The organism is Erwinia psidii, assembly GCF_003846135.1.
Lineage (GTDB): Bacteria > Pseudomonadota > Gammaproteobacteria > Enterobacterales > Enterobacteriaceae > Erwinia > Erwinia psidii.
Window position 1 is genome coordinate 1 of record NZ_RHHM01000011.1, and the last position, 19,026, is coordinate 19,026.

At 50.5% G+C, this 19,026-nt stretch carries 13 protein-coding genes and 4 pseudogenes; 12 read left to right on the plus strand and 5 right to left on the minus strand.

Features of this window, described 5'->3' with window-relative positions; translation table 11 throughout:
• A pseudogene (locus tag EB241_RS22055) lies at positions 1–119 on the minus strand (IS110 family transposase); the annotation flags it as partial.
• A gap of 663 nt (positions 120–782) precedes the next feature.
• Between EB241_RS22055 and EB241_RS21890 the strand changes: the two are divergent.
• The 6 genes and pseudogenes from EB241_RS21890 to gpmA all read left to right on the plus strand — a co-directional run.
• Positions 783–1,665, plus strand: a pseudogene (locus EB241_RS21890) (Tn3 family transposase); the annotation flags it as partial.
• A 123-nt stretch (positions 1,666–1,788) separates the two neighbouring features.
• Positions 1,789–3,261 carry a molybdate ABC transporter ATP-binding protein ModF gene (modF, locus tag EB241_RS13975; protein WP_124233751.1) on the plus strand — a complete coding sequence of 491 codons (1,473 nt, stop codon included), beginning with the start codon at positions 1,789–1,791 and terminating at the stop codon, positions 3,259–3,261.
• A gap of 347 nt (positions 3,262–3,608) precedes the next feature.
• Positions 3,609–4,661 (plus strand): galactose-1-phosphate uridylyltransferase, encoded by a 1,053-nt coding sequence (gene galT / locus EB241_RS13980; RefSeq protein WP_124233752.1) that lies wholly within the window; start codon positions 3,609–3,611, stop codon positions 4,659–4,661.
• A complete protein-coding gene (galK, locus tag EB241_RS13985; RefSeq protein ID WP_124233753.1) occupies positions 4,658–5,806 on the plus strand; it encodes a galactokinase in 1,149 nt (382 codons plus the stop codon). Before galT ends, galK begins: the two co-directional genes overlap by 4 nt.
• A complete protein-coding gene (gene galM / locus EB241_RS13990) occupies positions 5,800–6,840 on the plus strand; it encodes a galactose-1-epimerase (RefSeq protein WP_124233754.1) in 1,041 nt (346 codons plus the stop codon). Before galK ends, galM begins: the two co-directional genes overlap by 7 nt.
• A gap of 153 nt (positions 6,841–6,993) precedes the next feature.
• Positions 6,994–7,746 carry a 2,3-diphosphoglycerate-dependent phosphoglycerate mutase gene (gene gpmA / locus EB241_RS13995; protein WP_034941572.1) on the plus strand — a complete coding sequence of 251 codons (753 nt, stop codon included), beginning with the start codon at positions 6,994–6,996 and terminating at the stop codon, positions 7,744–7,746.
• A gap of 786 nt (positions 7,747–8,532) precedes the next feature.
• On the opposite strand, the gene aroG is transcribed toward gpmA, so the two are convergent.
• Entirely contained in the window at positions 8,533–9,585 is a 1,053-nt protein-coding gene (aroG, locus tag EB241_RS14000) for a 3-deoxy-7-phosphoheptulonate synthase AroG (RefSeq protein ID WP_124233755.1), read from the minus strand.
• A gap of 267 nt (positions 9,586–9,852) precedes the next feature.
• Between aroG and EB241_RS14005 the strand changes: the two genes are divergently transcribed.
• The 5 genes and pseudogenes from EB241_RS14005 to cui all read left to right on the plus strand — a co-directional run bounded on the left by EB241_RS14005 (position 9,853) and on the right by cui (position 14,687).
• Positions 9,853–10,194: a YbgS-like family protein gene (locus EB241_RS14005; RefSeq protein ID WP_124233756.1), complete on the plus strand. Its 342-nt coding sequence runs from the start codon at positions 9,853–9,855 to the stop codon at positions 10,192–10,194.
• A 1,176-nt stretch (positions 10,195–11,370) separates the two neighbouring features.
• Positions 11,371–12,282: a hypothetical protein gene (locus tag EB241_RS14010; RefSeq protein ID WP_124233757.1), complete on the plus strand. Its 912-nt coding sequence runs from the start codon at positions 11,371–11,373 to the stop codon at positions 12,280–12,282.
• 338 nt (positions 12,283–12,620) lie between these two features.
• Positions 12,621–13,006: pseudogene (locus tag EB241_RS21555) on the plus strand (transposase); the annotation flags it as partial.
• Between the two features lie 175 nt (positions 13,007–13,181).
• Positions 13,182–13,937: pseudogene (locus tag EB241_RS21560) on the plus strand (cation transporter); the annotation flags it as partial.
• Positions 13,938–14,126: 189 nt separating this feature from the next.
• Positions 14,127–14,687, plus strand: coding sequence for a colicin immunity protein Cui (cui, locus tag EB241_RS14030; protein ID WP_124233760.1), 561 nt, complete (start codon positions 14,127–14,129; stop codon positions 14,685–14,687).
• A 22-nt stretch (positions 14,688–14,709) separates the two neighbouring features.
• On the opposite strand, the gene EB241_RS21895 is transcribed toward cui, so the two are convergent.
• Positions 14,710–15,864, minus strand: coding sequence for a colicin-like pore-forming protein (locus EB241_RS21895; RefSeq protein ID WP_199737364.1), 1,155 nt, complete (start codon positions 15,862–15,864; stop codon positions 14,710–14,712).
• 360 nt (positions 15,865–16,224) lie between these two features.
• On the opposite strand from EB241_RS21895, the gene zitB reads away from it, so the two are divergent.
• Positions 16,225–17,148: a CDF family zinc transporter ZitB gene (zitB, locus tag EB241_RS14040; RefSeq protein ID WP_124233761.1), complete on the plus strand. Its 924-nt coding sequence runs from the start codon at positions 16,225–16,227 to the stop codon at positions 17,146–17,148.
• A 2-nt stretch (positions 17,149–17,150) separates the two neighbouring features.
• On the opposite strand, the gene pnuC is transcribed toward zitB, so the two are convergent.
• A complete protein-coding gene (gene pnuC / locus EB241_RS14045) occupies positions 17,151–17,855 on the minus strand; it encodes a nicotinamide riboside transporter PnuC (protein WP_124233762.1) in 705 nt (234 codons plus the stop codon).
• 36 nt (positions 17,856–17,891) lie between these two features.
• Positions 17,892–18,920, minus strand: coding sequence for a quinolinate synthase NadA (nadA, locus tag EB241_RS14050; protein WP_124233763.1), 1,029 nt, complete (start codon positions 18,918–18,920; stop codon positions 17,892–17,894).
• Positions 18,921–19,026: the final 106 nt, after the last annotated feature.

Sequence of the window (19,026 nt, forward strand, 5' to 3'; positions counted from 1 at the left end):
ATAAACGCCATCAGTTTTTCGCGAGTGATCATTTTATTGAATTTATTTTCACCCTGCGCAGAAACGATATGCACCTGAAATACTCGCTTTGCCAGATCAATTCCGATAATTTGTTCCACGGGGTACCTCTTTATTTTGCTGTTGGTTTGCACTTACAGCATGGCTCAATGAAGCCGGTAAAGGGAGGTGTCCATTTCATTAGTTCCGAATACCGCGACACCTGAACAAACTGGTATCAATCCACCAATTTGAGCAGGTAAATGTAATGCCTTGGTATGCCTGCATTTCATACCAGTCATGAGTAACGCCATATGTGGCAAGGCCAGATACAAAATGAAGCACAATCAGGGACGCTTATTTAGACTGCTGGTCGTGAAACTGAAAATAACTCGGCCAGTTTGCTGATAGAGTACTGCCCAGTTTTATGCCTCCGGTACAACTCTTTTTGTTGTTTATGGGTTTGAGGACCAACCGTGCGAGGTGTCAGCCTGGATATAGAGAATTATTGTACTGTAAGGCTCACCCCGACATGTCAACGCCAGTACTTGCTGTTTCTGTCTGCACTTCTGTCAAAAATAAAGGCGAGAGACTGCGGTGCTGGCCGCAATGAATATCCCCTTTCGGTTAAAACACGCCTAAAGGCGCTGGCATCTGAGCTGCACCGGCAGTGAATAACGTTTAACCGCAAGCTGAAACAGGGGAAACTGGAACATCTGAAATAGGATAAAGAAACGCAGAAGCTGACCTGGTATAAATCGGTAGTCAGCCGTCATAAGTATTTTTATGAACGACGGCCATTCTGCGATGTAACCGACGTCTTCGGCTTTGTTAACGGGGAGCGCCGTCGGTTCCTCCCCGCCATGAGGCCGCTACAACTTATTATGTCAAAAAAGAAGCTAATGCAGACAGGCTGATGGCGGTCATCGTTGCTCAGTCGATGAATCATGGCAATCATGTCATGGCACCAACCCGCGATATACCGTTCCATCTGCTGGGGGTCACGTATTTACCGAGCTGGACAGGCAGTTGCAGGAGCTGTACTGTGCCAGAGATCCCCCGACCTGTATAAATACCTGATTCAGCCCACCGGACAGATTAACCTGGACCTTATCACCCGCGAAAAGAGCAATCTTGATCGCATCGTCGCAGTCAGGGGTTGAAAAGACGTGACGCAGGAAACGCTGAACCGCAAATTATGTCCATATAACGGTTAACCGGACAAGACAGGCGGTATTTGAATATAACCGGCTGGTTCGCAGCCTGTACACACTGATATATCCGCGTGATCCGCAACTGGAACGTCATATCCGTCGCTCACAAAACCGCATTGAATCATTATCACCCGCTGCGTGCCGTAGTGGGCAGCAGGAAGGTGTTAACCGGGGAAAATGACATTGAAACGGACATCGGTAATCAGTGCCGGCGGTTGATCTCCAACGCGATGGTTTATTACAACTCCGCGATCCGGTCACAATTACCGGAACGGCTGGAAGCAGAAGATAACGACAGGTCATTGAGGCACTGCCCCGAATATCGCCGATGGGCTGGCAGCACATTCTACTGAACGGACATTATACCTTGCAGAGCAGCAATGAAATTATTGGCCTGGATGCGCGGGTTGCCGGGATGAAACTGGGTCGGCGGTTCCGGCGTAGTACCCCATAATGACTGGCGACATCATATATGTCAGCCTGTGCCACACCGCTCTCGCTAAAAACGCGCAATGATTTGACACCCCCATGGCGGGCTGTTCATAGTGTGCAGACAATGCACAAAATGGAATAAACAATGTCAACATTGCATATTTCGCAAGGCACATTTCATCTTAATGAACGCCGTAGCCTGATGCTCGGTGACCTTAGCCTCCATACCGGTGAAAGCTGGGCATTTGTCGGGAGCAATGGCAGCGGTAAATCATCGCTGGCCCGTGTGTTGGCGGGTGAGTTACCGGCAACAAAAGGCCAGCTGGTGAACCAATTCTGTCGCCCTGTCCGCCTCTCACCTGAGCAGCTGCAAGCCCTGGTATCGGATGAATGGCAGCGCAACAATACCGATATGCTCAGTGCCGATGAAGATGACACCGGACGAACCACACTGGAGATCATTCAGCACGACGTGAGAAATCCCGAGCGTTGTCAGCAACTCGCCGATCTGTTTGGCATCAGCCACCTGCTGACACGTCGCTTCAAATATCTCTCCACCGGTGAAACCCGCAAGACATTGTTGTGCCAGGCACTGATGCCCCAGCCCGATTTACTGATCCTTGATGAACCCTTTGAGGGCCTGGATGTTGCCTCACGCGCCAGCCTGGCTGAAGTGCTGGCTGAGCTTCATCGGCGGGGCTGCACGGTGGTACTGATTTTAAATCGTTTTGATGACATCCCCGCTTTTACCCGCCAGGTGGGTATACTGGCAGAATGCGCACTGACGCATACTGGCCCACGCGATGACATTCTGGCGCAGGCGCTGATAGCCCAGCTGGCTCACAGCGAGCGTTTACAGGGCATCGTGCTACCGGAACCTGACACCAGCCCTAATCCCACGCTGGCAGTCGATATGCCGCCGATCGCAATGCGTAACGTCGTGGTGAGCTGGAATGACAGGCCGGTGCTTAATAATCTGAGCTGGCAGGTCAATCCCGGCGAACACTGGCAGATTATCGGTCCAAACGGTGCGGGAAAATCCACCCTGCTGAGTCTGGTGACGGGCGACCATCCCCAGGGTTACAGCAACGACCTGACGCTGTTTGGCCGTCGTCGGGGCAGCGGTGAAACCCTCTGGGACATCAGACAACATATCGGTTATGTCAGCAGCACGCTGCACCTCGATTACCGTGTCAGCTGCAGCATACGTAATGTCATTATCTCCGGCTATTTCGATTCGATTGGTATTTATCAGGCGGTTTCTGACCGGCAGCGTCTCCTTGCCACACAATGGCTGCAACTGCTCGGGATGGATAATCATCTGGCGGATACGCCGTTTCACAGCCTGTCATGGGGACAGCAGCGCCTCGTACTGATTGTGCGTGCGCTGGTGAAACATCCCACGTTACTGATCCTTGATGAGCCATTGCAGGGCCTGGACCCCATCAATCGTCAACTGGTGCGCCGCTTTATGGATGTGCTGATCGGTAAAGGCAAAACGCAGTTACTGTTCGTCTCACATCATGCCGAAGATGCTCCCTGCTGCATCACTCACCGACTGACCTTTGTCCCGGATGGCAATACTTATCGCTATCAACAGGAGGCTGTGCGCTGTTGAGATAGTCGCCAGTGTAAGCCTCACAACACTTTTTATTATGCCGGGGATCGGCCACACTTTTTCCCGGCACGGTTCCATGCCCAGCCTGCCTCACCGTGCCATTTTTCCCGTAGCAATACGCCATGACCGCTATCAAAAATCACTTAGCCCGACAATGTAACCGTTACCAATATCTGGCGATTGGCAATTTTCAGGTATGGATAATTTTGTTGTGAGTGCTGATATTTAGGAATTCTCAACTTGTGTAAACGATTCCATTTATCCAGACTCGATCACGCTTTATTGCCAGGCACTGTGCTATTTTTCTGTGAATTCCCTGTTACATAAGAAAGTGATCAGGATTTAACATGCAAAAATTCAACCCGGTCGACCATCCTCATCGCCGTTATAACCCGTTGTCAGATCAGTGGATCCTCGTTTCGCCACACCGTGCCAAGCGTCCCTGGCAGGGGGCGGAAGAGGCACCTTCCACCAACAAACTGCCCGCTCACGATCCTGACTGTTTTCTCTGTCCCGGTAACCGTCGCGTCACTGGCGATAACAATCCCAACTACACCGGCACCTGGGTATTCACCAATGATTTTGCCGCCCTGATGACCGATACACCGGATGCAGCGACAGGTGAAGACAGCCTGATGCGTTATGAAAGTGCACGTGGCACCAGCCGGGTGATCTGTTTTTCACCGGACCACAGCAAAACCCTGCCGGAACTTTCTCTTGCCGCGCTGGAACAAATAGTCACCACCTGGCAGGAGCAGACCGCCGAGCTGGGACAGCACTACCCCTGGGTGCAGGTATTTGAAAATAAAGGCGCGGCGATGGGGTGTTCAAATCCTCATCCGCACGGACAGATCTGGGCTAACAGCTTCCTGCCAAATGAGGCAAAACGTGAAGACGACTTACAGCGTGCTTACTTTGCACAGCATCAGTCGCCGATGTTAGTGGATTACACCGCGCGTGAGCTGAAAGATGGCAGCCGGACGGTGGTGGAAACTGAACACTGGCTGGCCGTGGTGCCGTGGTGGGCAGCATGGCCGTTCGAAACCCTGCTGCTGCCAAAAGCACACATCAAACGCCTGGTCGATTTGACCGACGACCAGCGTATTGATCTGGCACTGGCACTGAAAAAACTGGCCAGCCGCTATGACAATCTTTTTCAGTGCTCTTTCCCTTATTCAATGGGCTGGCACGGTGCCCCCTTCAACGGGGAAAGCAACGATCACTGGCAGTTGCACGCCCATTTCTATCCGCCGCTGTTGCGATCGGCCACGGTACGCAAGTTTATGGTGGGCTACGAGATGCTGGCAGAAACCCAGCGTGATTTAACGGCGGAGCAGGCAGCAGAACGTTTGCGTTCCGTCAGTGATATTCATTTCCGTGAGACGGGAGCACAACAATGACATTAAAGACATCTGCCCATCAGATTTTTGCCGATCAATTTGGCTACCAGGCTGACCACACCTTTCAGGCTCCGGGAAGGGTAAACCTTATTGGTGAGCATACCGATTATAACGACGGTTTTGTGCTGCCCTGCGCCATCAACTATCAGACGGTGATCGCCTGCGCAAAACGTGACGATCGCCAGATTCGGGTGATCGCGGCTGATTATGATAATCAGCAGGACAGCTTCTCTCTTGATGATCCGATCCTCAGTCATCCCGATCAAATGTGGTCAAACTACGTGCGTGGCGTGGTGAAACATTTGCAAAAGCGCAATAAAAATTTCACTGGCATGGATATGGTGATTGCCGGTGATGTGCCGCAAGGTGCTGGCTTAAGCTCTTCCGCCTCACTTGAGGTGGCGGTCGGCACGGTTTTCCAACAGATGTATCATTTGCCGCTTGACGGTGCGGAGATTGCCCTTAACGGTCAGGAGGCGGAAAATCAGTTTGTCGGCTGCAACTGCGGCATTATGGACCAGCTTATTTCCGCACTGGGTAAAAAAGATCATGCCATGTTGCTGGACTGTCGGACGTTGGGCACCCGTCCCGTGCCAATGCCGGAAGATATCGCGGTGGTGATCATTAACTCCAATTTCCGCCGTAGCCTGGTGGGGAGTGAGTACAATACCCGCCGTCAGCAGTGCGAAACCGGGGCGCGTTTCTTCAGCCAGGCCTCGCTACGCGATGTGGATATTAATCAGTTCAGATCCGTTGAGCAGCAGCTGGACCCGGTGGTGGCAAAACGGGTACGTCATGTACTTACCGAGAACGCCCGCACGCGGGAAGCGGCTGATGCGCTGGCAAAAGGCGATCTGGCCCGCATGGGGGTACTGATGGCTGAGTCACATGCTTCCATGCGCGATGACTTTGAAATTACCGTTCCCCCGATTGACAGATTGGTTGATATTGTCAAGAACACGCTCGGCGAACGGGGTGGTGTGCGGATGACCGGCGGTGGCTTTGGCGGCTGTATCGTGGCGTTGATGCCGCTGGAGCTGGTCGAGACCGTCAGAGCGACAGTTGCAGAGCAGTATGAAGCCCAGTGTGGCATTAAAGAAACCTTCTACGTTTGTAAGGCTTCAGCCGGAGCAGGACAATGCTGACAACCCAAACCTCTCTGGCACCGGATGGTCAGCCGTGGCGGCTCACCACCCTGCGAAACGCCGGAGGAATGGTGGCAACCTTTATGGACTGGGGCGCTACCTGGCTCTCCGCCCGCGTCCCGATGAAAGATGGCACGGTGCGTGAAGCGCTGCTGGGCTGCGCCACGCCATCCGATTATCTGCTTCAGTCCGCTTATCTGGGGGCGACAATTGGCCGTTATGCTAACCGTATTGCCAATGCGACCCTGGTTGCGGACGGGAAAACCTGGAAGCTGGAGGCGAACCAGGGCAGACACCAGCTGCATGGCGGCGCAACGGGTTTTCACCATCGTCGCTGGCAGATTGTCCGCCAGGCTGAACAGGAAGTGGAATACCGGCTCAGTTCTGCCGATGGCGATCAGGGCTTTCCCGGCAATTTGCTGGTGACGCTGCTGTACCGGCTTGAGGATGATAATACGCTGTCGATTTGTTTTCAGGCATCGGTGGATAGACCCTGCCCGGTCAATCTGACCAATCACGCCTACTTTAATCTCGATGCGGAACAGGGCGATGCCCGCCATCACCGTCTGCAACTGCACGCCACGCATTACCTGCCGGTTGACAGCGAAGGCATTCCGGGCGGTGACCTGAAAGAAGTGCAAGGCACCAGCTTTGACTTTCGCCAGCCCAAAACCGTAGCCAAAGACTTTTTGCAGGATGCCGATCAGCAAGCGGTAAAGGGCTACGATCATGCCTTTCTGCTGCATAAAGCGACTGCCTCCCAGCCGATCGCAGAACTCTGGTCAGCCGACGGGAAACTGAAGCTCAGTGTGTTTACCACTGCCCCTGCCCTACAATTTTATTCCGGCAATTATTTACAGGGCACACCTACCCGCGAGCAAGGTGTCTATACTGCCTTTCAGGGGATCGCACTGGAGAGTGGTTTTTTGCCCGACTCGCCCAATCATCCTGAATGGCCTCAGCCTGACTGTTGGTTAAAACCCGGTGAATCGTATCAGCATTTAACTCGCTATTGCCTGACGCCATTTGATTGAACGCATGAAAATCGCCCATGACGTTCGCATCAGGCTTACTTGCCGCGAAAATTTCAGCTATGGTATTGACCAGTAAAAATTGTAACGAAGATCATCGTGCAATTTTAAGCTTACCATTTACTCAGAAACGTCAGATTATTAAGGAGTTTAGCAATGGCTGTTACTAAGCTGGTTCTGGTACGTCACGGCGAAAGCCAGTGGAACAACGAAAACCGCTTTACCGGTTGGTACGATGTGGACCTCTCCGATAAAGGGCGTACTGAAGCAAAAGCAGCTGGCCAGCTGCTGAAAAAAGAAGGTTTTACCTTCGATTTCGCTTACACCTCCGTGCTGAAACGTGCCATCCACACGCTGTGGAACATTCTGGATGAAGTGGATCAGGTCTGGCTGCCGGTGGAAAAATCATGGCGTCTGAATGAGCGTCATTATGGTGCGCTGCAGGGTTTGGATAAGGCAGAAACCGCCCAGAAATACGGTGACGAGCAGGTTAAGCAGTGGCGTCGTGGTTTTGCCGTCACGCCACCGGAGCTGGATCGCGCCGATGAGCGTTTCCCAGGCCACGATCCACGTTATGCCTCACTGACCGCAGAACAGCTCCCTACCACTGAAAGCCTGGCGCTGACCATCGATCGCGTGTTGCCTTACTGGAATGAATCCATTCTGCCACGGATGAAAAAAGGTGAGAAAGTGATCATCGCTGCTCACGGTAACTCATTGCGTGCGCTGGTTAAATACCTGGATAACATGAGCGAAGAAGAGATCCTTGAACTGAACATCCCGACCGGCGTACCGCTGGTGTATGAGTTCGACGAAAACTTCAAACCAGTGAAACATTACTATCTGGGTGATGCAGACGAGATCGCAGCGAAAGCAGCGGCGGTTGCCAACCAGGGTAAAGCGAAGTAATCCTGCCTTATTCGATGCGGATTTCTCCGCATTCATTAACTGCACCTTACACCTGGAAAGCCAGGTGAAAAGGTGCAGTTTTTCTGTCATCAGCTGTCGCTGCGTTCGCTATCCCTGTCGTGGATTGCTTTTCATCGCGAAAGACAAAAACCCGCAATGGCATCGACGCGGTATGCTCTGAGCCTGTTACTGCACGCGCAAATGCCACCCTAAAGCTGGACCGATGACAAAACTTGTCCGCTGTTTCTCACCATGTCAGCCGCAATGTAACGCATGCAATTGTTGCGCGCTGTACCCGATGCATTGTCATCATTAAGCCGTCTCTCAGGGCAAGCACTTTCAGCAAAGTGACCGCATTTTCGCGTCATGCCGCGGAATTATGTCTGTCTTCGCCGCTTTACAACGCCTGGGCCACTGCCGGAAATGGCACGGAAGGTTTCTACGCATATTTTGCGACAGAGCGGCAGGACTTGCCGGATTATCAGGCGTGGGAGAGTTTCAGGAATATTCGACGCGGGCGGTTTATAAAATGTAATGCGGATATGCCGTCTCTGAAGACAAAACAGGGTGTGATTGCGGCCGATCCCCCAACGTGGCAGGCGGGAACGCGCAGGGCAAAAATAATGCCAGAAAATGTCTTCACCTGGCCGGTTCCGGGAACACGATAAACATTTATCGCCTCACCAACGGCACGATGGCAGGCCTGGGTCCGGTAGAGTACCGGACCCGGAAGCCGCCAGATATCTCGCCCAACGCTTGCTGTGCGCTTAGCGCTGGCGGATTTTTTTATGCACGACGTGCTTTCACCGCATCAGCCAGCTGGCGCAGCACCTTTTCCGTATCTTCCCAGCCTATACAGGCATCGGTGACGCTTTTGCCATAGACCAGCGGTTCGCCGCTTTCAAGACTCTGATTGCCTTCTACCAGGTGGCTTTCAATCATCACCCCGGTGATCGCCTTCTCACCGCCCGCTATCTGCTGTGCCACATCGTCAGCAACCGTCAGCTGCTTTTTGAACTGTTTACTGCTGTTCGCATGGCTGAAGTCGATCATCACCTGCGGCGCAAGCCCGGCTTTTTCCAGCCCGGCTTTCACCAGATCCACGTGGTGCGCACTGTAGTTAGGTTCTTTACCGCCGCGCAGGATGATATGGCAGTCGCTGTTACCACTGGTTTCAACAATGGCAGAGTGACCATATTTCGTCACGGAGAGGAAACAGTGTGGTGCACTGGCGGCGTTAATCGCATCAATGGCAACTTTAATGGTCCCATCGGTGCCGTTTTTAAAACCAACCGGACAGGATAAACCAGATGACAGCTCACGGTGCACCTGAGACTCAGTGGTACGGGCACCGATTGCTCCCCAGCTCATCAGATCGGCCACATACTGCGGGGATATCATATCCAGGAACTCTCCCGCCGTCGGTAGTCCGGTGTCGTTGATCTCCACCAACAGCTTACGGGCGATACGCAGACCATCATTGATCTGGTAGCTGCCATCCATATGCGGATCGTTGATCATCCCTTTCCAGCCCACGGTAGTGCGTGGTTTTTCGAAATAAACCCGCATCACCACTTCCAGAGAATCACTGAGTTCTTCGCGCAGTTTCAGTAAACGTCCGGCATACTCTTTTGCCGCGACGGTATCGTGAATGGAACAGGGTCCAATCACCACTAATAACCGATCATCTTTGTTTTTCAGAATATGATGAATAGCCTGACGGGCACTGGCGACGGTTTGCGCCGCCTTCTCTGTGGCGGGAAATTTTTCCAACAGGGCAACAGGAGGAAGTAGTTCTTTTATCTCTTTGATTCTTAAGTCATCATTCTGATAATTCATAATATTTCCAGTTATTTTCCAAGCCTTACTGCACACCGGGCGCATCTCTCCCAATCTATCGTGTGGGCCCGATAGTGTAAATCAACTTTGTGCAAATATTTGCCAGCCAGAGTTGCTGTTTTACGGTTCTTAACTACACTTTTTTCTCAATGCGATAAAAAATACACCCTGGTGACTCAATCGTTTCAGACAGTGTTAACTGAGGGTCATAAACCTTTATCCAGAGCGGATTTGGTTTTGCAAAATGCACATTAATGGAGAATGGCAATGAATAAGTTTGCAATGGTATTTCTGACAGCGGCAATGACTTTAGGTAGCGGTGCCGTAATGGCCGATCAGAGCAACAATGGCACGGCGAACCAGGCGGCAGATGCCGGTGCATCCTCAGCGGGTGCAGCGCAAAAACTGGCTCCGAACGGCGTTGACAACAGCAAAATTAACAACACCGGTGATGCCACCACCCACACCAAAAAAGTGAAGCATCACGCTAAAAAATCATCCGCCACTGAGACGCACAAAAACAGCGTCTGCAAAGATGGTAAATGCCCGGATGTGAACAAAAAAGTCGGTTCGGATGCCAACACCAAAACCGATGGCACCACGCAGTAATACTTTAGTTACTGACTGCTTCGGAGAGCTGCGGCTCTCCTTTTTTATTGTTGATTGAAAGCCACATTTTGTGGCAACGGACGCCCGGAAATTTCGCCCCTGCCCTGTTTATGAAACTGGTCTGCCGCGCAGTGGAACGAAAACGTCCGTTATGCACTGACCCCATACCAGTTATGTCGCTGTCCGCGAAAGGAATTGCATTAGCATCAGGAGCAGATCGACGGTGTTAAGAATCTCCCGGTGGCCTGAATTTTCTGGCGTGTTGACTGGTATGACGCGTAAACATGCTTAAATTTTTATAATGTTCTTACGTCGCTAAAACAGCCTGCGAGGGTAGTGAGTCGGTTAAGTGAGAAAACTGACCTGGCGAGCATTTTATTAAGCAATTAAATACCTGTCAGGAAGCCAGCCATGGTGATAGCGTATAACGTCTCCCTTATAAAGGAATAAAAATGAAAACTTTCAGATATCTGAGACTTTTCGCCATCAGAATGGCAGCAAAGAAATTATCCACTCAGCACCAGGGAAAAGCACATTTACAAAATGAATTTCTATAGTATCCCTGAATGAGCAAATAGTTAAAGAGGCCAATAAAATCTTTTTTAAGGGATTGATATGTTGGGAAGAGACCAGTACATCTTTATGCGAAAAAATTAAAATAAAAAAACAGGACAGCCTGTGACGCAACATTAAATGGATTAGCACAAGCTTTATGAAAGATGCAGTTAAAAAGCATAACACCCTCGATCAGCTCACAAAATATAATACGGTCTGTTCCGCGATACTTAATAATCCTCTGACAGTTTGCGGTCTGATAAACAAGAAAAACCCAGTAACTGAAGACGCTTTCAATAATAACTGAAACATTGGACAACCGTCGTGGCACCGGGCAGCTGACGCCTTTGGTAAGTCCGAGATATACCAGGCAGAGCGGTTATGACGTTGCTTCAAATTTCCAATCTGACAGCTCATTCCCCTGGCAACTTGCCGCTTACGAAGCTACCAATTTCCACGCCCGTTCGGCCATGTTTGCCGGGTTGTCAGTGATGTTGAGCGAGTCTGGAGCCGACACGACGTCCATGCCGCTTTGCGGCATAAAAGAGCGTTTTTGTGTATGGGGGCCTTATTAAATAACATATAGTAAAAATCATTCACCCGCTCAGATAAAGTGAACTGATGTCCAATGTAACGAAAAATGCTCCTCACGGCGTTCTCCCCTGCAATACATTCGGCAAACCAAAAATCGATGGCGTTCTCAACTATTCAAACAGTAAATTAACCCCGGTGATTTCAAGAATGCATTCAGTCTGTAACAGTACTGGAGCGCTCTCTGTTCAGGAAAACAGCAAGTCCGGTCGTTTCAACAGACTTTCTGCCCCGGAATGGCAAAATCGCAGGGTATCTGGCGACAGAGATGCCGACAATAATGTCAGCTATGCAAAGGGCGTTAACCTGGAGGAAGATCTTATTCATGGTGCAACACTACGCACAGAAGCCGGGCAACCCGGAGATCCTGTTAATGTGAAGCCCATTGCTTGCCCTGTTGCACAGCTAACGATGAGTCGCAGAAACATCAACAATACGAAAACACACGCAAACAGAGCGGGGGGCATCAAAAAAAATACAGCGGAAGAGAGTGCGATTGTTAAAGGTAATATTGGTGATGCACAGTACTCGCTGGATAAAAATACTAAAATCCTGATCATCAGCGCGCATGGAATGCCTTTTGGAACTGCTGCCAGGGGAATCTCATCCGGCTCAAAATTTGGCGATGATATAATAAAAACAATTTCTCCTGAACATAAATTCAATAAAATTCATTTACGAAGTTGTTACGGTGCTAACGGAGGATGTTTCTCTCAGGGACAAGTTATTGCTGATCAAACTGGAATTGAAGTAACTACGTACCAGGGGAAATATACTCAACAGGGAGGAGTACCTTTTCTTGGCTCTGGTGGGAAAATAAAGCATTTTAAACCAAGTAGCAGTGGTTTACAAAAAACAATAAATAAAATCGGAAATAAAATTATGTTTTACCCCATGTCTTTTGCGCAAAGAATAATTTCAACATTTAGAAAAATCAGTTAATCAAAATAATTAACAACCATCTAAAATCTAAAAGCATAATTAATATCCAGACAGGCCCCTGACAGATAGTCATCTGATATAATTTCGTTCCGACCAGTATTTCGGATTTCATGGCATTGTCATGCCAGGGACACTGAGTGATTCCATTTTGAAACAGCAATACCGTATTGGCAAAGACATACTGAGACCTTTAGCTGCCTCTCAGGGAGGGATACCGTTATTAATAATTTTATAGCCGATTGAATTTTACTGCTGGTCCTGTATGCATCGCGCATAATCGTACCATTCACATTCAGAGATCTTCCAACATACTCATCCTGCCAACGAAGAAGATCGCCATGCGCAAAGCCCACTTTACTGAGCATCAGATTATCTCGGTCCTGAAGTTTGTCGAAGCAGGCAAGAACGGCGAAAGATGTCTGCCGGGACGCTGGAATTTCAGAAGCCACTTATAACCAGTGGAAACAGACAGCGGCCCCCAAAAGCCCCGAAAGACGAGAACCCTCGCCTGAAGCAGAGGTTCGCTGATCCAAGCCCCGGCTTGCTGGTCCTGAAAGAGGTGACTGAAAAAAATTCTCAAGCCTGCTGCTAAGCGGGAGCTGGTAACGTACATGATTCAGGCGCTGTCGCTGAGCCGCACGGTTTATCACTGTCGCCCAGACATACAGCATGATGCCCCGTTATCAGTGCGATCCAGCAGGCGACAGAGCGTTATCCGCGTTATGTCTTGCGTTATCGACAATGACCTTTTGCCGCTTTACGATACGGGCATCGGAGATATCTCCTTTGTAAACAGTGCTGATGCCGTATTGCTTATTAAGCCTGGCCTTTACACTGCCGTTCCCTTTGTTATTAATCAGGCTTTGCTGAACGGGTCCAAGGTCGACCACGGCTGCCGAAATGTCATCGCCCTGTCAGGGATCACCGCGCTTATCGTCGGGGAAGCCGTGCAGCGATTCCTGCATCCGGCTCCGGTGATGGGGGGGGTGATGCTGGGCATTGCCATCGCCGGACCGTTGGCAAATTTCCTGTCATTCTGGCCGTTACAACGGGGTAGCGGGGATAAAAACCTCAACGTGTGCGCTGCGGCACTGCATGTGCTGGGCGATCTGCTGGGTTCCGTCGGAGCGGTCGTCGCAGCACTGATTATCCTGTTTACCGGCTGGACGCCCATCGATTCCATTCTGTCGGTGCCTGAAAGCAGCAACGAATGCTGGTCGATGGACTTCCTGCATGATCAGCTTTCAGATGGTCGTTCAGTGCGTTTGCTGAATGTTATCGATGATGTTAACCCTGAGGCACTGGCAATAATTGAGGTCGATTTTTCTCTGCCGACATGTCGGGTTATGCGAACGCCGGAACCGCTGACAGAGTGGAAAGGGAAGCCGGCAGCAATATGGTGTGACAACGGGCCGGAATATACCAGTCAAATTCTGATATCCTTGGCCTGTAAGCGAGATATCCGGTTTAATTTCATCCAGCCAGGCAATGCTTATATTCAGCGTGATAACCGGACGGTACGCTATGACTGGCTGGGGCAACACCTGTTTACATCACTGGATGAATTACAGAAGTATGCCACGCATTGGCAATGGTTTTATAATCACGCAAGACCAAATATAGCGTTGAATGGCTATACACCGATGCAGCATATACAGCGCATGGTCTGGCTCTACTTATTAACTCCGTTTAAAATGGGGGGATTACCCTGGTTATGGCTGTTGTCGGTCAGCGGCAGAACCGCTATACCCTACGCTAAAGCGAACAGGCGGATTGCCATTTGACGTCCGGTTTTTATGTTGACAGAAGACTCGAAAGATATCTTTTATAAAAAGGACAACGGTATGAAAAAAAGGAAAGAAGTACAGCTGAATACACTTAATGCACACAGGGAAGAAAACAGTGCTGCAAACAGGATGATGTATGTATTTTTGCTGGCTGGCCTGACTCCGTTGCTGGTCATTCTGCTCTTTTATGTCCATAACCCGGAGACGCCGCTTCTTTACAGCATTGCAGCCAGCACAGCACATCTGCCGGCGTATACCTCCGCATATAACCCCATTATGACTAAAGTCATGGATGTCTACTGCAAAAGCGCGCCACTGCTTGCGATAATTTTGTTTTTTTGCTCGTTGAACAAGCGAAAATTCAACTATGCTGTGAACCGGGATTCCCTTATCAGATCATGCCTGTTTGGGCCGTTCCTTTACTTTGCTTTTATCTATTTATTACTGTTTTGGAATTTAGAATTAACGACCGCAGGCCGCCCTGTGCGGCTTATGGCAAAGAACAACGTGACTTTGCTACTCTTTTATATGGGACAGTACTATGCTGTCTTTTTAATGACCTACGCGGTGTGTTACATTCCTATTATTTCTTATCAGTTTTTAAAGAAAAGGCGGTAACACCGCCTTTTTTACAGAGTTGTTAATGAGCGGGTCTGATTATCTCATTATTTAACTTTTCTGCAAATTTATCATCAATTAATGCTGCTACCGTAGCCGCAACAATAATACCGATGATCGCCACAGCGGTAGCGGGAGCCCCGGCACCGAGCACTACTACTCCAATGATGGCGGAATACAGAGCTAAAGCGATACTTGCCGCTATCCCACTTAACACCCATGACTCCACTTCCAGCATCAGTGGACTCCAGTTACCGGTTTCATATCCCTCAATACTTTTCTCGCGAACTTTTTCAATCTTTATCGCCACATCAGCCATTTTAAAAGCCTTACTCAGGTTACCTAATTTATTCGCCATATCACTGGCGTTAACATGCTTCCATATATTGACCAGAGCATCCCGATCCGCCTTATTTATTTTCATGCCCGGATTCGATGTGATGCGATTCAGCGACTTCATTGCGTCTTCAAAACTACGTATTGTTTTTCCGCGAAAGTTTTTTAGATTATTTGCAATTTCATTAGCGAGAGATTTATATTTTTCCCCGAGGTGAGCGCTGACCTTCTCGCCCATATCAGAGATTAACTCGCTGGCTTTGTTCAGCGCATCCTTTTCATTTTCCTCAGTCTGTTTCTGGCGAACCGTTCTGATAATGGCAATCTCTTCCCGGGCTTTTCTGATTTCCGCTCTGGCTTTGGTTATCCTCCGGCCTGACTGTGTGCTGTTTGCCCATTTTGCGTTATCGACAATGACCTTTTGCAGCTTTACGATACGGGCATCGGAGATATCTCCTTTGTAAACAGTGCTGATGCTGTATTGCTCATCAATCCTGGCCTTTACACTGCCGTTCCCTTTGCTATTAATCAGGCTTTGCGGAACGGGTCCAAGGTCGACCACGGCTGCCGAAATGTCATCGCCGACACCCACGGTAGCCGTTCTGGAAACCCCCTTAACGTGACCATCTTCAACAAAATAGAAACTTAACTCATTGGGTCTGATACCGGCAGCCTTAGCCAGTGAGTCGCCCACATTTCTCAACTCATCCGATGCATTGTTTCCGCTACCGGATGAACCGCCACTACCATTACCGCCGCCATTTCCGTTGCCGCCACCTCCGCCCCAGTGGATGCCGCTTCCTTTGTTTCCTGTTACATTCATTGTCTCTTCCTGACTCATCGCAACCTCCGTTTTAACTGAATTAACTGTATTTATGCACAGCAAACGCTATCGTTCGAATTCTCCGCTGTCAATGTGAGCTGGTCACAGAATGAGCATCGCCTCACGGAGGCACCCTGAAACGACAGCAATCAGACCGAAGCCATAGAAAAACAGCTGGCACAGGCTTCACTGATGAGGCAAAAGCCCTGATTTACCGATGACCGGGATCACCAGCACAGCAGGTCTGACATCCTGTCGTATCGTCAGCACCCACCGGTGAAAAATATTCAGACAGGCACAGGCAGATGCCCTCCCCCTCCTTCTGCAGCGGATTAATTGGTATTATTGACTGAACGTGAATGTTTAAAACGGAACTGTATGGCACATATCCACTCTGAATCCAATGGCAACCGTAGCCGCCTGCTGGCTGCATTTATAGTGACCGCTGTATTTATGACGGCTGAAGTGGCGGGTGGGTTACTGTCTGGTTCGCTGGCACTGCTGGCCGACGCCGGGCATATGCTGACCGATGCAGCCGCGCTGTTACTGGCGTTGCTGGCCGTGCAGTTTGCCAGACACAAGCCCAGCTCCCGTCATACTTTTGGCTTTTTACGGTTCACCACCCTCGCCGCCTTCGTCAATGCCATCGCCCTGTCAGGGATCACCGCGCTTATCGTCTGGGAAGCCGTGCAGCGCTTCCTGCATCCGGCTCCGGTGATGGGTGGGGTGATGCTGGGCATTGCCATCGCCGGGCTGTTGGCGAATCTCCTGTCATTCTGGCTGTTACATCGGGGTAGCGGGGATAAAAACCTCAACGTGCGCGCTGCGGCACTGCATGTGCTGGGCGATCTGCTGGGTTCCGTCGGAGCGGTCGTCGCCGCACTGATTATCATGTTTACCGGCTGGACGCCCGTCGATCCCATTCTGTCGGTGCTGGTTTCACTTCTGGTGTTACGCAGCGCGTGGGCTTTAATGAAAGAGAGCCTTCATGAACTGCTGGAAGGGGCACCGGCCTCGCTGGATGTCGATAAAGTGCAGCGCGCCCTGACCCGTGGAATTGCTGAAGTGCGGAATGTCCATCACCTGCACCTGTGGCAGATTGGCGAAAAACCGGTAATGACGCTGCATGTGCAGGTGATTCCCCCCTACGACCACGATGATTTACTTCGCCGTATCCACCGTTTTTTGCATGAAAATTATCAGATTGAACATGCCACGGTGCAGATGGAATATCAGCGTTGTGAGGACACCGACTGTCGTCTGGGCAGGAGTGGGCATGATCATACCCACCCTCACCATTGAGGTCAGTTCGCGCTTCGTCGGGCGCTTTTGATCCACAGCCAGCAGCCATTCAACGCAATCAGGGTTAAAATAGCGTACTCCAGCGACATGGCATAGACGCCCTGACGGGCAAATATCATCACGCTGATAACGTTAATAACCACCCACAACAGCCAGTTTTCAACATATTTTCGCGTCATCAGGATCATCGCCACCACAGACAGCACCAGCAGGCAGGAATCCCAGAATGGGAAAGCATCGGGCTGTAATACCGGCATTGCCACCGACAGGCCCAGCGCCTGCATCAGCGTAACTGCGACGCGGGTTAGCCAGCCAAAAACCGGGTTGATGTACAGCGTCATCAGGATAATCGCCACGATGCTGACTGCGGCGCAACCCAGTGCTTTTGGCAGACTCATCCAACGAATGTGCAGCACGTTCTGATGATCCGCCGTTTGTCGGCTCCACGCATACCAGCCATATAGATTGGCCACGAAGAAAAAGACCTGTAACAGCAGGCTGGCGTAAAGCTGGATCTGAAAGAAGATCACCGCAAACAGCGTGACGTTAATCAACCCGAAAGCGTAATTGGTGATTTTTTCCAGGCTGGCCAGCCAGATACAAAGCAGACCAGCGACGGTACCAATCGCTTCAATCCATGAGAGATCGTAACCACCCTGGCCAAGGGGGATATGAACCAGAATATTATGCGTGCTGAAAAAATCCATATCGACTCCGTTGTCGTAAACCGCATTGGGCAGATATCACCCTGTCAAATTCGCAGCAAAGGTTAGCATACGATTAAGCGGTAGCAATGCCCTTTCACCGAGCTGTGCATCCACCTTAATTTCATGCTCCCCGCCACCCTTCTCCAGCCCTTCAGCTATCGCTTTAAGGCCATTCATTGCCATCCACGGGCAATGTGCACAGCTGCGGCATACCGCCCCCTGTCCCGCCGTTGGCGCTTCCATCAGCACTTTATCCGGGCAGGCCTGCTGCATTTTATAAAAAATGCCCCGGTCAGTTGCCACAATCATCTGCCGGTGTGGCAGGGTTTTTGCCGCCTGAATCAACTGGCTGGTGGAGCCAACCGCATCGGCGAGATCAACAACAGACTGCGGCGACTCCGGGTGGACCAGCACCGCCGCATCAGGAAAAAGCCCCTTCATGTTCTTTAAGCCCTGTGTCCTGAACTCGTCATGCACAATGCAGGTGCCTTGCCAACAGAGGATGTCGGCACCGGTCTGACGCGTCACATAGCGTCCCAGGTGACGGTCCGGTGCCCAGATAATTTTCTCCCCCAGGCTGTCGAGGTGCTCAATAAGCTCAACCGCCATGCTGGAGGTTACCACCCAGTCAGCCCGTGCTTTCACGGCAGCCGACGTATTCGCATACACCACCACGGTACGATTCGGATGCTGGTCACAAAACCGGCTGAATTCTTCAACAGGGCAACCCAGGTCAAGCGAACATTCAGCCTGTAATGTGGGCATCAGGATGGTTTTTTCGGGACTGAGGATTTTTGCGGTTTCCCCCATAAAACGGACCCCGGCCACCAGTAGCGTGGACGCACCGTGCTGGCGGCCGAAACGTGCCATCTCCAGCGAGTCGGCCACACAGCCGCCGGTTTCTTCCGCTAATGCCTGAATCTCAGGATCGGTGTAATAGTGCGCCACCATAACAGCGTTACGATCTTTAAGTAATTTTTTGATTTTACTGATATAAAAATGCTTTTCACTTCCTGCCAGCGGTGCGGGTTTTGGCGGAAAAGGATACACGGACATCAGGCTCATAATGCGACTCTTGTTCTTTTAACTTAACAAATCAGCGTCAATGCGCCTTATAAAGCGGTACTGAAGCTAATTTTGTTTTATATAATAAACAAGATAGCTGAATTCA